Genomic DNA, 14,501 nt, shown 5'->3' with positions numbered 1-14,501 from the left:
GCCGGAAACTCAGGCCGATGACAGCTGTTCTGCTATCTCCTTGATCCAGGCGGCGCTCTTCGCCGGGTCGTTGAGGGAGCCTGCCCACTCGTCCGTGGTCAGCCGGTGGTTGGCGGGGCCTGCTTTGAGAGCAATGAGAAGAGCTCTGGCCGACTCCCGCATGTCGGCCGTTGTCCCGCCGCTCCCCCTGATGTCTGCGCCCGCGGCCAATCCGTACAGTTTGCGCGCCATGGCCTGGCGTTCACCGTTCTGCACCTTCTTCCAGAACTTCAGGGCCTCCTTCAGCGCGTCCTCGCGGGAGGCGGGCTCCGCGGGAGTCTCGTCCGCCGACCAGCGTCCGGGGTGCCGGGCCCCCTCGTAGCGCTTCATGCCCGCGCGGCCTGCCTTGTAGGCGGTGACGCCGAGGACGAGACCGGCCGCGCCCGCGGCGAGGCCCCAGCCGACCGGGTTGCTCGCCAGTCCTGCGCCACCCGCTGTCGCGGCGACCGCCGTCACGATGCCGCCCGCGGCCTTGGTGGACTCCCCCACAGCGGTGAAAGCCTGCTTGCCCATCTTGTTGCGCTGCTTGCCGAGCGCGTAGGTGTGCACCGTGTTCATCGTGTTCACGTCTTCGGCGCGCCGGACGTCCCCGGCGGCGTCACGGGCTTCGCCCATCGCTGCCCAGGCCGCGTCGATGGCCTCGGAGACGCGCTCCAGCCGGTCATCGCCCTCGTGGTCCCAGTGGGCGTCCAGCGCGACGTATGCCTCGGCCGCGGCCCATTCGGCTGCCTGCCGGCTCCGGTCCAGCCGGGCCAGCGCCCCATCGTCGGTGCGGCCGGGCTTCGGGAGCCCTTTCAGGGCATGGTATTTGCGGGCCGTCAGGCCGAAGCGGCCTGCCGCACGGGCGCCCTTCACCGCGCCGAATGCGCTGGAGCCGATACCGCTCGCCTCGGCCGCTGCCATGGCGTGCGCCGCCTGCTGGGCCTTGGTCAGCTCCTTGGCGATGCCGAGGGCGTAGTTTCCCGCGCCGGCTGCGCTGACGAGCGCGTCAGCCGTTTTGGAGTTGGACTTCTTGTCCGCTCCGTGGAAGGCGGCCCCGCTCCCGTACTTCCCGGCGTCCTTCTTGGCTTTGGCCGCCTCCATGCCACTGAGCAGGGCGCCGGCGGTCTCCGTGACGAGGTTCTCCGACGCGGCGGCGGCCCCCGACGAGCCGGCGGCGTGTTTGAGGCCGTCGTCGACCGTGGCGGAAGCGTGCTGGGAGAAGCCCGCGTTGGCGGGGACCTGGACGCCCTTGACGAAGGTGTCGATGAATTCGAGATTCTTCTTGACCTTGTCGAGGACCGCGGCGATCCGGTCGCGATAGCCCTTCGATCCGGTGGACGCGCTGCCCTTCCCCGGTGCCTTTTCCTTCACCGTGCCCCTGGCGCGCTGCACCGCCGCCGTCGCGGCCCGGTTTCCGGCGCGGGACTGGAGCTGCAGGAGGGCGCGTTCCGCCGGGCTCCCGGACGGCGTCGTCCCGGCCCGGCCCCGGTCCCGGCGCTGCGTCAGGGCAGCCACGGACTGCCGGGGTGAGGTGCGGTTGACCGGGGTGCTCATGAACGTGCCTCTCCTGCGCCGGACCGGGGCGAGTGGAGATTAGCCAGGCAAGGCCAACAGAAGGGGCACAGCGGGAGAATTCTTCACGGAGCGCACGAAACAGGTCGTGGTCGATTCCATGTCGCTTCGATGGGGAGAGGGAGAGCAGCTCATCCTTCCCGCGGAGCCGGAGCCGCTCGCGGCCGGCATTTCCGCACGGCCGGACGCGCGACGGCGGCCGACCCGTCACAAAGGTCGGCCGCCGCGCAGTGCGCCTGCGATGTCGCTCAGGCCTCTCGGCTCAGGCCTCTCAGATGAACGAGTTGATCTCGATCGTCTCGGTCCGGCCCGGGCCCACACCGATCGCCGAGATCTGTGCGCCCGACATCTCCTCCAGCGCCTTCACATAGGCCTGCGCGTTCTTCGGCAGGTCGGAGAAGGTCTTCGCCTTGGTGATGTCCTCGGTCCAGCCAGGCAGGTACTCGTAGACGGGCTTCGCGTGGTGGAAGTCCGTCTGGCTGAACGGCAGCTCCTCGACGCGCTTGCCGTCGATCTCGTACGCCACACAGACCGGGATCTGCTCCCAGCCCGTGAGGATGTCGAGCTTGGTGAGGAAGAAGTCGGTCAGCCCGTTCACCCGCGTCGCATAGCGCGCGATGACCGCGTCGAACCAGCCGCAGCGGCGGTCGCGGCCGGTCGTGACGCCGTACTCGTGGCCGATCGAGCGCAGCTTGTCGCCGTCCTCGTCGAAGAGCTCGGTCGGGAACGGCCCCGCGCCGACCCGGGTGGTGTAGGCCTTGAGGATGCCGATGACCCGGGTGATCTTCGTCGGGCCGACACCGGTACCGGTGCAGGCGCCGCCCGCGGTCGGGTTGGACGACGTGACGAAGGGATACGTGCCGTGGTCGACGTCCAGGAGCGTGCCCTGTCCGCCCTCCATGAGGACGACCTTGTCCTCGTCCAGCGCCTTGTTCAGGATGAGCGCGGTGTCCGCGACGTACGGACGGATCTGCTCGCCGTAGCCGAGCAGCTCCTCGACGATCTGGCCGGCCTCGATCGCGCGCCGGTTGTAGAGCTTGGCGAGGATCTGGTTCTTGCCGTCGAGCGCGGCCTCGACCTTCTGCTCCAGGATCGACTCGTCGTAGAGGTCCTGGACGCGGATACCGACACGGTTGATCTTGTCGGCGTAGGCCGGACCGATGCCGCGGCCGGTGGTGCCGATCTTCCGCTTGCCGAGGAACCGTTCCGTCACCTTGTCGACGGTGGTGTGATACGGCGTGATCAGATGCGCGTTACCGCTGACCAGCAGCTTGGACGTGTCCACGCCCCGGTCGTTCAGTCCGCTCAGCTCGGAGAGCAGGACCGCTGGGTCGACGACGACTCCGTTACCGATCACCGGAGTGCACTCCGGTGTGAGGATTCCGGAAGGGAGGAGATGGAGCGCGTACTTCTGGTCGCCTACGACGACCGTGTGGCCGGCATTGTTGCCGCCCTGGTAGCGCACCACGTAATCCACGGATCCACCGAGGAGGTCGGTGGCCTTTCCCTTGCCCTCGTCACCCCACTGAGCACCGAGCAGCACAAGTGCGGGCACAGGCGTACACCCCTTCCGGGCGGGGCATGTCCAAGGTCAGGGGGCGTACGTCTGGCGTACGCCGATACCCGAACCGTCGAACCGGCTGCCCCGGAATAGACGAAGCCCCTGGCGCAATAGCGCAAGGGGCTCTTGCACAAGGATGCTACCCGAGGAAGGACCGAGGTGTCGGCTCCAGATCCCGCAGCGAACACCGAGCATCAGCTGCTGGTGGTCATCGACCCGGTCGCCCGCCGTGCGGACGGCGAGTCCGTACGGATCGCGAAAGACGTGCTGTGCGCCGGAGCACATGCCAAAATCTGCCTCCCCGAGGGGCCGGAGGAGTTCGCTCGGGCACTCGCCAGACGCGGCCACCGGCGCCTGGTGGTGGTCGGTGACGACCGGGCGCTGCTCAGAGCGGTGACCCTGCTCCATCAGGAGCGGAACAGGACCCGTGGCGCGCTCTCCCTGGTGCCGGTGGGTCCCGCGCCCGCGCTGGAGCTGGCGCGCTCCCTGGGCGTCCCGGTGGACGCGGTGGCCGCTGCCCGGTCGGTGCTCGACGGGGCGGTGCGCTGGCTGGATCTGCTGGTGGACGACAGCGACGCGGTGGTCCTGGGGGATCTGCGGATCCGGGCGGGCGTCGCACACCCCGGGGCGCGGGCCGCGGGCGGCGAAGGACCGCCGTCCGTGTGGGGTGCCTGCCGCTCGCTCGTACGGACCCTCGTCGGCCCGGCGCCCGCCCCGGATGCGCCCCGGGTGCAGTGGCTGCGAGTGGAGGCCGACGGTGTGCTCCTGACCGATCTGGACCGGCCGGTGGCGGGGGTCAGGGTCTCCTCGCGAGGCGGCGCGGGCAAGGCGGAGGTGGCCATCGAGCTGCCGTCCGGCGACCGGCTGACGGCGGAGGCGCTGGCGGTGACGGTCTCCGGGGCGGATTTCCGGTACCACAGGGACGGCCTGCTGACCGGCCCGGTGCGGACCCGGACATGGCGGCTGCGGGCGGGGGTCTGGGGGCTGACACTGCCCGCGGTCGCGGCGTGACGGCGACCGGCCGGCCCGGTGCGGCGGTTCAGCCGAAGCGCTTCTCGCGCTCCACGTCCCAGCGCTCCATCAGCGCCGCGAGTTCCCCGTGCAGGAACTCGAAGAAGGCCAGTGTCTCCCCCAGCCGCTGTCCCTGAGGGGAGTCGGGGCCCAGGTTCGCGACGCCTTCGCGCAGTGCGTCCTCCCAGCGCTTGATGACCATGTCGCGGCTGGTCAGCGCCTCGTACCACTGGTTGCTGTGCACCCGGAAGCGGTCCCGGCGGGACCCCGGCTCGCGTTCGCGGGTGACCATGTTGACCTGCGTGAGATAGCGGACGGCCCCGGAGATCGCCGCGGGGCTGACCTTGAGCTGTGCACCCAGCTCGGCCGAGGTCAGCGCGCCGGACTCGGAGGCGAGCAGCGCGGCGAAGATCCGGGCCGGCATCCGCTGCATCCCGGCGTCGGCGAGCTGCGCGGCGAAGCGCTCGACGAAGCGGGAGACCGCCTCGCCGTCCACAGGCTGTGCACTGCCCGCGCCGCCGCTTTCCGGGCCGGTGTCTTCCGTCGTCATCCTTGGATCTTCTCCCCAGCGTTCCCGGTCCCTGCCATGCTCGCGAGTTTATATGTTTCCTTAACTTCACAACTTTGTGAAATCACTGTACTTTCAGAAACATGACCAAGGCAATCACGGCCGCCGGACTGCACAAGTCGTTCGGCCGGACACCCGCACTGGATGGTCTCGACCTCAGCGTCGAGACCGGCGAGGTCCACGGCTTCCTAGGGCCCAACGGCTCCGGCAAGTCCACGACCGTCCGGATCCTGCTCGGGCTGCTGCGCGCGGACTCGGGGGCCGCACAGCTGCTGGGGCGCGATCCGTGGCGCGACGCGGTCGGGCTGCACCGGCGCATCGCCTATGTGCCGGGTGACGTCACCCTCTGGCCGAACCTGAGCGGCGGCGAGGTCATCGACCTGTACGGGCGGCTGCGCGGTGGCCTCGACCCCGCGCGCCGGGCGGAACTGCTCGACCGGTTCGAACTGGACCCGACGAAGAAGGGCCGCACGTACTCGAAGGGCAACCGGCAGAAGGTGGCCCTCGTCGCCGCGTTCGCCTCCGGCGTGGAACTGCTGATCCTCGACGAGCCGACCTCCGGGCTCGACCCGCTGATGGAGGAGGTCTTCCAGCAGTGCGTGACGGAGCAGCGCGACCGGGGCCGGACGGTGCTGCTCTCCAGCCACATCCTGAGCGAGGTCGAAGCGCTCTGCGACCGGGTGAGCATCATCCGCGGCGGGCGCACGGTGGAGACCGGCTCCCTCGCCGAGCTCCGGCATCTGACCAGCACCAGCATCGTGGCCGACCTGGCCTCGGCGCCGGGCGGTCTCGACCGGCTGCCCGGCGTGCACGGGCTCGCCATCGAGGGCACCCGGGTGAAGCTCCGGGTCGAGACGGACCGGCTGGACGCGGTGCTCGCGTCGCTCAGCGCCGCGGGCGTGCGGTCGCTGACCAGCACGCCGCCGACGCTGGAGGAACTCTTCCTGCGCCACTACGCGACACCGGCCCCGGACGGGCCGCCGGGCGGGCCCCGCACAACGGCGGCCGGCCCTGCCCAGAGCGCCGCGGCCCCCCGGTGACCGCCACCACGGCCGGCAGCCCCGGCCGCGCCACCGCCGGGCAGCCGCACGGCGGGGCGCGCGCCGCGCACCCCTGGGCGGGCACCGGCGTCCTGCTGCGGCTCGCCCTGCGCCGCGACCGGCTCATGACGCCGCTCTGGGTCGTGCTGCTGGGCGGCTCGGTCGCCTCTGTCGCACGCTCCTTCGCCGCGCTGTACGGCACGGCCGCCGAACGCACCGCACTGGCCCGCTCGATGAACGGCAACAGTTCGCTGCGGGCGCTCTACGGCCCCGTGTTCAACGACTCGGTCGCCGGACTCACCGCCTGGCGCATGGGCGGCCTCGGCGCGGTGCTGGCCGCCGTGATGAGCCTGGTCGTCGTCGTACGCCACACCCGCGAGGAGGAGGAGACCGGGCGGCAGGAGCTGCTCTCGTCGGCCGCGGTCGGCCGCCGGGCCCCCCTCACCGCGGCGCTGCTCGCGGCCGGCGCCGCCAACGCCGTGCTGGCCTGCGTCATCACGGCCGGACTCACCGCGTCCGGCGCGCCCGGCGGCGGTTCGGCGGCGCTCGCGCTCTCGGTGACGGGCGCAGGGATGCTCTTCGCGTGCACCGCGGCCGTCATCGCCCAGCTCACCGGGAGCGCCCGCGCGGCGAAGGGGGCCGGCGCGGCCGCGATCGGCGCCGCGTACGTCGTGAAGGCTGCGGGCGACGCCACGCCGGACGCCGGTACGTCCGGGCTGACATGGCTGTCCCCGATCGGCTGGGCCGAGAGCATACGGCCCTTCGCGGCCGAGCGCTGGTGGGTGCTGCTGCTCCTGGCCGCGGCCGCCGGCGTCCAGGCGGCGCTCGCGTACACACTGGCCGGGCGCCGGGACCTCGGCATGAGCTTTCTGCCCGCCCGGCCCGGACCTGCGCGGGGCCGGATGGCCACCGCGGGCGCCCTCGCCGTACGGCTCCAGCGCGGCAGCGGGTACGGATGGATCGCCGGGTTCCTGGTCGCCGGGGTGGTACTCGGCAGCATCACGGACGGCGCGGGGGACCTGGTCGGCGGCAGCGCGGACGCCCGGCGGATCTTCCAGCGGATGGGCGGCCACACCGGTCTCACCGAGGCGTTCCTCGCGGCGATGACCGGAGTGCTCGGCACCGTCGCCGCGCTGCACATCGTCGCTTCGGTGCTGCGGCTGCACAGCGAGGAGACCGGCGGTCGTGCCGAACCGCTGCTCGCGGGCGCTGTCGGGCGGCTGCGGTGGGCGGCCGGCCATCTCGCGGTCGCCTTCACGGGATCGGCGGCCGTCGTCCTGGCGGGCGGCGTCGGCCTGGCCCTCGGGTACGGCCGTGAACCGGGCCCCGTCGTCGGCGCCGCCCTGGCCCAGCTCCCGGCGGTCTGGGTCTTCGGCGGCATCGCGGTCCTGCTGTACGGAGCGGCCCCGAAGGCCGCTCCGGCGGCCTGGGCGGTGGCGGGCCTCGCCCTGGCCCTGGGCTGGATCGGCCCGGCACTGGAACTCCCGCAGCCGGTCCTCGGCCTGTCGCCCTTCGGCCACCTCGCGAAGCTGCCGGGCACGGAGATGGCCTGGACGCCGGTGGTGGTCCTGCTGGTGCTCACGGGGGCGCTGGTGGCAGCGGGGCTCGCGGCACTGCGGCGCCGGGACCTGACCGGGTGAGGCCCCGCGTCCGGCTGGTCGCTACCCCGGCCTGACCAGACCCGTCTCGTACGCGAAGACCGCCGCCTGGGTCCGGTCGCGCAGGCCGAGCTTCACCAGGATCCGGCTCACATGCGTCTTGATCGTCGACTCGGCGACGACCAGCCGGGAGGCGATCTCCGCGTTCGACAGGCCGTGCGCGATCAGGACGAGCACCTCGCTCTCGCGCTCCGTGAGCTCGTCGACCCTGGCGAGCGAGGGCTGCCTGGGCGCGTCCGACAGCCGGGAGAACTCGACGATCAGCCGCTTGGTGATGGTGGGAGCGAGCAGGGCCTCCCCTGACGCCACCACGCGTACGCCCTCGGCCAGCTGGCGGGCGGACGCGTCCTTCAGCAGGAAGCCCGAAGCCCCGGCGCGCAGCGCCTGGTAGACGTACTCGTCCAGGTCGAAGGTGGTCAGGACCAGTACCTTCGCCGACTCGTCCGCCGCGACGATCGCGCGGGTCGCCTCTATGCCGTTCAGTTCGGGCATCCGGATGTCCATCAGGACGACGTCCGGGCGCAGGGCGGCCACCTGGGCCACCGCCTCGACACCGTTGACCGCCTCGCCCACGACCTCGATGTCCGGCATCGCGTTGAGCAGGACCGAGAATCCCTCGCGGACCATCATCTGGTCGTCGACGACAAGGACCCTGATGGCCGGGGCGCTCATGCGGGCTCCTCTGCGGGGCGCTGCACCGGGATGAAGGCGGCGATCTCGTAGCCGCCGTCGTCCGTGGTGCCCGTGGTGATCTCGCCGTTCAGCATCGCGACCCGCTCCCGCATCCCGGTGAGGCCGTGCCCGGCGCCCGGGGAAGGTTTCACGAGTCCCCGCGGCGGCCCGTTGACCACCCGCAGCCCCAGCCCGCCCAGCACGTAGCTGATCTCCACCCGGGCCGGCGCCCCCGGCGCGTGACGCAGCGCGTTGCTCAGCGCCTCCTGGACGATGCGGTACGCGGACAGCTCCACGCCCTGCGGGAGTTCACGCACCGAGCCGGTCACGGCCTTCTCCACTCCCAGACCCGCCTCCCGCACATTGGTCAGGAGCCCGTCCAGTTCGGCGAGTGTCGGCTGCGGGGCGTCCGGAGCCTCGTAGTCCTCGGCCCGCACGACGCCGAGCACCCGGCGCAGCTCGGTCAGGGCGGCGACCGCGTTCTCCCTGATCACCTCGAACGACCTGGTCAGCTCCGGCGGCGGATCGGTCACCCGGTACGGCGCGGCCTCGGCCTGGATGGCGACCACCGACATGTGATGGGCGACGACGTCGTGCAGCTCACGGGCGATGGTGGTGCGCTCCTCCAGGAGCGTGCGCCGGTCCCGTTCGATGGCGGTGACGGTCTGCTGGGCGGAGACCTCGCGGCGCGCCTCGCGACGGATCTGCACCGTCGTGGTGACGAGGAGGGCGACCGCGGCGAGGAACAGCATCACGGCGGTGTTGGAGCCGCTGAGGGCGTCCGGGCCCCGTACCGCCCCTGCGAGGAACCCGTACAGGGCGGTGGCCGTCCACATCCAGGCGGCGGCCCTGGGCCTGGTCCTGGCCGCGACCACCGTCAGAACCACCAGATGCGCGAGGAAGGCGCTGTCGGTCCAGGGCAGCGACCCGTAGTCGGAGCCGAGCAGGGCGACCACAGGGGTGGCCACCATCGACGCCCAGAACGCGCCGACCGGCCTGATCAGCGTCATCACGACCGTTCCCGCCGAGACCAGGCCGGTCAGGAAGGACAGGGGGCCGGAGAAGTCGGCGGTGCCGTTGGCCGACAGCAGCAGCGTGATCAGCGCGAGGCCCAGCACCACCGTGTGCGGGGTCCATCCGGCGCGGGCCCGTATGCGGCCGGGCAGCCGCCGGGTCAGGGCTCCGTCCGTACGCATCGGCTGGAGCGGGCGGTAGGCGAAGGCGTCGTGGAAGAGGTCCTGGCGCAGCCCCGCCAGCAGACCCATGGTCAGCCGGATCTCGGGGCTCCGCGTCTCTGTGTCGGTCACAGGCACCACGGTAGGCGGCGGCGTGAGCGGGGTCGTCCGCACTGATACGGATCCTGCGGGGTCCCCCTCAGGTACTACCGGGAGGGGGCCGCCCGCACAGTGGTCCTCACGGCCTTCATGACAGCCGTCCTCACAGCCTTTCTCACCAGGCCAGTTGCTCGATCTCCGCGACGGCCACCGCGCAGGCGTCGGCAGCCGGGTCGATCAGCGCGAAGTGTCCGACTCCGTCGAGCAGCGTCACCCCGACCAACTCCCCTTCCTTGGCCGCCGCGTCCGCGTACGCGTCGGAGAGCTCGGGCGGAACGGTGGCGTCGTCCCGGCCCTGCACGACCGTGGTCGCGATGCCGGTGGGGAGCAGGGCCGACGGGTCCGCCCACTGCTCGCGTACAGCGGCGGCCCCGGCCGCCGCGGGGGCGTCCGCGGCCGGCAGGAACTGGCCCACCGCGCCCCCGCACACGCCCAGTTCCCGGGCGAGGGCGAGGTGCGCGATCGGGGCCAGCGCGACCACACCCCGGAAGGGCGGTGTGGACCGGTGCCACGGCGCCTCGGGCGGCAGGACGTGCCGGGCGGCCGCCCACAGCGCGAGGTGGCCGCCGGCCGAATGACCGGTGAGGACCGTCCGCCGCAGGTCGGCGCGGGGCAGACAGGCCGGTACGAGCCGGGGCAGCGCGTCCAGGGCCGCCGCGACGTCATCCAGGGTGTCGGGCCACCGCCCGGCGCTCCCCGGCGCCGCACCGCCGCGCCGGTATTCGACACTGGCGACGGCGAACCCACGGCGGGCCAGGAAGCCGGCGAACGGGGAGACGTGCTCCCGGTCGTACTGCTGCCGCCAGGAACCACCGTGCAGCACGACGACGAGCGGGGCCGGCCCCTCGCCGCCGTGCGGGGTGTAGAAGTCCACGATCTGGTCGGGGTGGTCGCCGTACGCAGCGGTCGCATCGGGGGCGACGGCGGGATGCGCGAGGACCGAATCGGCCTCTGCGTCGTCCGACATACGGCTCCAACCTCTCTCTGTGCGGGCAGAATTGCCCTGACCAGCGGGGACGCTATCAGGCCAGCACCTCCCCCAGAACGCGCGCGGCACGCAGCGCATCGCCGAAACTGACGTAGAGCGGGGTGAACCCGAAACGGAGGATGTCCGGTGGCCGGAAGTCCCCGACGACACCGCGGGCGATCAGTTCCTTCATGACCGCCCCGGCGTTCTCGCACCTCAGCGATACCTGGCTGCCTCGCTGTTCGGGGGCGGCCGGAGTCACCGCTTCAAGGCTCACGCACTCCAGGAAGAAGTCCGTCAGGACGAGTGACTTGGCCCGGACCGCCTCGATCGTCACCCCGTTCCAGACGTCGAGCGCCGACTCCAGCGCGAGCATCGAGAGGATGTCGGGGGTGCCGACCCGGCCGCGCGGTGCCCCGTCCGCCGGGGTGTATCCGGGTGTCATGCCGAACGGGTCCTGGTGCGAGTTCCAGCCCGGCAGCGGGGAGTCGAAGGACGGCTGGAGATCCGGGCGCACGTACAGGAACGCGGGCGAACCCGGCCCGCCGTTCAGGTACTTGTAGGTGCAGCCGACGGCGAAGTCGACCCCGTGCGCTTCGAGCCCTACGGGCAGTGCGCCCGCGCTGTGGCAGAGGTCCCAGACCACCGTGGCGCCCGCCGCGTGCACGGCGGCGGTCACGGAGGGCAGGTCGTACAGCTCTCCGGTGCAGAAGTCGACATGGTTGACCAGGACGGCGGCGGTACGCGGGCCCACCGGATCACCGGTCCGGTACGGGACGATCCGCCGGCCGGTCATCCGGGCCGCCGACTCAGCGATGTAGCCGTCCGTCGGGAACGTGGCGGCGTCGACGAGGATCTCGTCGCGGTCGTCCCCCGCCAGCCGGACAGCGGCCACAAGTGCCTTGAAGACATTGACGCTTGTCGAGTCGCCGACGACCACGGTGCCGGGGGCCGCGCCGATGAGCGGCGCGATCCTGTCACCGATCCGTTCCGGCGCTGTCCACCAGCCGGACTCGTCCCAGGAGCGAATCCCCATCGCGCCCCACTCATGGGCGATGACCTGCTGCATCCGCGCGGGAACGTGCCGGGGCAGGGCGCCGAGGGAGTTGCCGTCGAGATAGACGGTGCCGGGGGCGACGGTGAACAGCTCCCGGAGCGGCGCCAGTTCGTCGGCGGCGTCGAGCTCGGCGGCCTTGCGGGCCAGAGCGGACAGGTCGTCGGTCCGGGAGTGCACCGGTGCGGGTTTCATCGGCTGGTCCTCGTCTTCGGGGGCTGCGGGGCGGACGGAGCCTGCGCGAGGGGCGGAGTCTCCAGGAGCGGCGGGACGTCCGGAGCGGTGGCGGCTGCCGGGGCGTCCGGCAGTACCGCGGGCACCGGGGTGACCGGGTCAGACATGGCTGCGGGCCGTCCACAGCTCGGGGAACACGCTCTTCGCGGCGCGCTTCTCCAGCCAGGAGACCCCGGCCGAGCCGCCCGTGCCGGTCTTCGACCCCATCGCCCTGCGCGTCGCGACCAGGTGGTCGTTGCGCCAGCGCCACACCAGCTCGCCGACATCGGTCAGCGCCTCGCCGAGCCGGACCAGCGCGGAGTCCTGCTCCCCCGTGTAGACCGCGGTCCAGACCGCCTCGACCTCCGGGGACGGCTCGTACTTCTGCGCGAGGTCCCGCTGGAGCACGGACGGAGGCACCGGCTGACCGTTCCGGGCGAGGAAGCGCAGCGCCTCGTCGTAGAGGCTCGGCTCATGGAGCGCCTTCTCCAGCTCGGCGTGGACACGCGGCGCTCCGCGGTGCGGGACCAGCATCGAAGCGGACTTGTCGCCGAGCATGAATTCGAGCCTGCGGTACATGGCGGACTGGAAGCCCGACCCCTCGCCGAGCGCGCCGCGGTAGGCGTTGAACTGCGCGGGGGTGAGCTGGGCCAGTGGCCGCCAGGAGTCGTTGAGCGACTGCAGCTCGTACGTCGATCGCTTGAGGGCCGCGAGGGCGACCGGCAGATCGTCACCGCGCAGCGCTGCCGCAGCGGTCTCCCACTCGTGGACGATCACGGTGAACCACAACTCCATGACCTGTGTGGTCACCAGGAAGACCATCTCGCCCGGATCGTCCGAGCGCAGATGCTGGAGGTGGGTGAGGACATCGGCCTGGACGTAGTCCTCGTACGGGGTGGTCCCCGCGAAGTCCAGATGAGGGGCCGGGTCGTGCGAAGGCATAGACATCGCTGTCTCCTCGGTGGTGCTCCAGGTAGCGGTCCGCCCCTTCCGTCGACAGGTGGGCCCCGGTCCCCACCTTCATCATCGACTCGATCACCGCTCCACGGCAAGACAAGCAAGGGCCGGACACCGCGGGTGTCCGGCCCTTGCCCGGTGCGGCCGGGTCAGCCCAGCGTGTCCGCGGCAGCAGGCGAGGAGTCGCGCAGGAACGTCGTGCAGCGCTGGTACTCCTCGTCCTCACCGATGGAGTGGGCGGCGCGCGCCAGGGCGTGCAGGGCCCGCAGGAAACCGCGGTTCGGCTCGTGGTCCCACGGCACGGGGCCGTGGCCCTTCCAGCCGGCCCTGCGCAGCGAGTCGAGACCGCGGTGGTAGCCGGTACGGGCGTAGGCGTACGACTCGACGACCCGCCCGTGCTCGAAGGCGTCGTCGGCGAGCTGCGCCCAGGCGAGTGAGGACGTGGGGTACTTCGCCGCCACATCGGCGGGGGCAGTGCCGCCCGCGAGGAGCTCGCGGGGTTCGGGGTCATCGGGAAGGCGGGTCTCGGGAGGGCCCCCGAGCAAATTCTCGTGAATGGACATGGAGGCCAGTCTGCCTGCCCCCGGCGGTGACGTCTGCCAGGGGTCGCAGGGCCCGCAGGGTGCGGGCCTGCGCCGGGTGGCCCGGGTGCTACGGACGTACGGCCCGGATCGCCCGTACGAGCGCGTCGGCGCCCGCCTCCGCCTTGCCCCGCGGGCATCCGGCGTTGAGCCGGACGAACCCGTCGGCCCCGTACACCGAACCCGGCATGATCGCCACTTTTTCCACTTCGATCAGCTGCCGCTGGAGCGCATCGCTGTCGATGCCCAGCGGGCGCAGATCGATCCAGGCCAGATACCCGGCCTGCGGCGGTGCCCAGCCGAGCTCCGGAAAGGCCGTGTTCAGCCGCTCGGCGAGCATCGACAGATTCCCGGCGGTATACGCACGCACCGCGTCCAGCCAGTCAGCGCCGTGCCGGTACGCCGCGATGTGCGCCGTCAGCGAGAGCACCGCGGGCGAGGCCAGGCCCTCGGCCGTCTCCATGCGGGTGAGGTACGCCGTGCGGTCGTCCGGGTCGCCGATGATGCCGTACGAACCGGTGAGCGCCGGGAAGTTGAACGCCTTGCTGCCGGAGGTGATGAGCGCCCAGCGGCCGCGCCCGTACCGGGTCCAGGGCAGGTGGACGCCTTCGTGCACGAAGTCGGCGTGGATCTCGTCGCAGATGACCGCGGTGCCGTACTGCTCGGCGAGTGCGGCGAACCGGGACAGTTCGCCGTGGGTCCACACCCGGCCGGTGGGATTGTGCGGCGAGCAGAGCAGCAGCACCTTGCTGCCCGGGCGTGCGAGCTGCCGTTCCAGCTCCGCGTCGTCGTCCACCCGGCAGCCGCGCAGCTCACGGCCGAGGCCCGAGACCGCCTTCGTGAAGCCGTCGTAGGTGGGGGTGTGGACCACCACACCGTCGCCCTCCTCCGTCCACATCCGCAGCAGCTGCGAGAGCTGGTTGAGGACAGAGGGACCGTAGACGATCCGGCCGGTGTCGATCCGGGTGTCGAACCGGGTCGTGTACCAGTCGCGGATCGCGTCGCGGAACTCCCCGAGCCGCCAGTCGGTGTAGCCGAGGACCCCGTGGTCGATCCGTTCCCGGAGGGCCGCGAGCACCTCGGGCGGGCAGGCGAAGTCCATGTCGGAGATGGTGAACGGCAGGAGCCCGTCCACGCCGAACCGGTCCGCGACCCCGTCCCACTGGACGCTCCAGGAGCCGCGCCGGTCGACGGCGGTATCGAAGTCGTACTCCATGTGCGGCACCCTCTCTGGGGCCGGGCTCCGCGCTCCGGGCGCGCGGCCGGCCGGCTCGACGCCGGGGAACCATGCC

Annotated in this window: 14 protein-coding genes; 3 read left to right on the top strand and 11 right to left on the bottom strand. The window is 71.9% G+C overall.

Annotated features, from left to right (window positions below):
* Positions 1-9 precede the first annotated feature (9 nt).
* Both OG917_RS18675 and OG917_RS18670 read right to left on the bottom strand, forming a co-directional pair.
* Positions 10-1,575: a hypothetical protein gene (locus OG917_RS18675; protein ID WP_328318746.1), complete on the bottom strand. Its 1,566-nt coding sequence runs from the start codon at positions 1,573-1,575 to the stop codon at positions 10-12.
* A gap of 289 nt (positions 1,576-1,864) precedes the next feature.
* Positions 1,865-3,148 (bottom strand): adenylosuccinate synthase, encoded by a 1,284-nt coding sequence (locus OG917_RS18670; RefSeq protein WP_328318745.1) that lies wholly within the window; start codon positions 3,146-3,148, stop codon positions 1,865-1,867.
* Positions 3,149-3,313: 165 nt separating this feature from the next.
* On the opposite strand from OG917_RS18670, the gene OG917_RS18665 reads away from it, so the two are divergent.
* Positions 3,314-4,165 (top strand): diacylglycerol kinase, encoded by an 852-nt coding sequence (locus OG917_RS18665; protein ID WP_328318744.1) that lies wholly within the window; start codon positions 3,314-3,316, stop codon positions 4,163-4,165.
* 28 nt (positions 4,166-4,193) lie between these two features.
* On the opposite strand, the gene OG917_RS18660 is transcribed toward OG917_RS18665, so the two are convergent.
* Positions 4,194-4,715 (bottom strand): GbsR/MarR family transcriptional regulator, encoded by a 522-nt coding sequence (locus OG917_RS18660; RefSeq protein WP_328318743.1) that lies wholly within the window; start codon positions 4,713-4,715, stop codon positions 4,194-4,196.
* Between the two features lie 101 nt (positions 4,716-4,816).
* On the opposite strand from OG917_RS18660, the gene OG917_RS18655 reads away from it, so the two are divergent.
* Both OG917_RS18655 and OG917_RS18650 read left to right on the top strand, forming a co-directional pair.
* Positions 4,817-5,773: an ABC transporter ATP-binding protein gene (locus OG917_RS18655; protein ID WP_328318742.1), complete on the top strand. Its 957-nt coding sequence runs from the start codon at positions 4,817-4,819 to the stop codon at positions 5,771-5,773.
* Complete coding sequence (locus tag OG917_RS18650) at positions 5,770-7,413, top strand: ABC transporter permease (protein ID WP_328318741.1); 1,644 nt, start codon at positions 5,770-5,772, stop codon at positions 7,411-7,413. Before OG917_RS18655 ends, OG917_RS18650 begins: the two co-directional genes overlap by 4 nt.
* Positions 7,414-7,434: 21 nt before the next feature.
* Here the strand turns inward: OG917_RS18650 and OG917_RS18645 are convergent, their stop codons facing one another.
* From OG917_RS18645 to OG917_RS18610, 8 genes are all read right to left on the bottom strand, one after another.
* A complete protein-coding gene (locus tag OG917_RS18645) occupies positions 7,435-8,103 on the bottom strand; it encodes a response regulator transcription factor (protein WP_328318740.1) in 669 nt (222 codons plus the stop codon).
* Positions 8,100-9,410 (bottom strand): sensor histidine kinase, encoded by a 1,311-nt coding sequence (locus OG917_RS18640; RefSeq protein ID WP_443058981.1) that lies wholly within the window; start codon positions 9,408-9,410, stop codon positions 8,100-8,102. The genes OG917_RS18645 and OG917_RS18640 overlap by 4 nt, the downstream gene beginning before the upstream one ends.
* 142 nt (positions 9,411-9,552) lie before the next feature.
* On the bottom strand, positions 9,553-10,404 hold the full coding sequence (locus OG917_RS18635; RefSeq protein ID WP_328318739.1) for an alpha/beta hydrolase family protein: 852 nt from the start codon (positions 10,402-10,404) through the stop codon (positions 9,553-9,555).
* Positions 10,405-10,459: 55 nt separating this feature from the next.
* The gene (gene kynU / locus OG917_RS18630) at positions 10,460-11,653 is read right to left on the bottom strand and encodes a kynureninase (protein WP_443058980.1); all 1,194 of its coding nucleotides are present in this window, start codon (positions 11,651-11,653) and stop codon (positions 10,460-10,462) included.
* A complete protein-coding gene (locus tag OG917_RS18625) occupies positions 11,650-11,799 on the bottom strand; it encodes a hypothetical protein (protein ID WP_328318738.1) in 150 nt (49 codons plus the stop codon). Before OG917_RS18625 ends, kynU begins: the two co-directional genes overlap by 4 nt.
* The gene (locus tag OG917_RS18620) at positions 11,792-12,613 is read right to left on the bottom strand and encodes a tryptophan 2,3-dioxygenase family protein (protein ID WP_443059088.1); all 822 of its coding nucleotides are present in this window, start codon (positions 12,611-12,613) and stop codon (positions 11,792-11,794) included. The genes OG917_RS18625 and OG917_RS18620 overlap by 8 nt, the downstream gene beginning before the upstream one ends.
* Before the next feature lie 164 nt (positions 12,614-12,777).
* A complete protein-coding gene (locus OG917_RS18615) occupies positions 12,778-13,191 on the bottom strand; it encodes a DUF3151 domain-containing protein (protein WP_328318736.1) in 414 nt (137 codons plus the stop codon).
* An 88-nt stretch (positions 13,192-13,279) separates the two neighbouring features.
* On the bottom strand, positions 13,280-14,425 hold the full coding sequence (locus OG917_RS18610) for a MalY/PatB family protein (RefSeq protein WP_328318735.1): 1,146 nt from the start codon (positions 14,423-14,425) through the stop codon (positions 13,280-13,282).
* Positions 14,426-14,501 lie beyond the last annotated feature (76 nt).

Source organism: Streptomyces sp. NBC_00388, assembly GCF_036061255.1.
Taxonomy (GTDB): Bacteria; Actinomycetota; Actinomycetes; order Streptomycetales; family Streptomycetaceae; genus Streptomyces.
The sequence above is the reverse complement of the archived record's forward strand: the minus strand, read 5'-3'. Positions and strand labels throughout refer to the sequence as shown.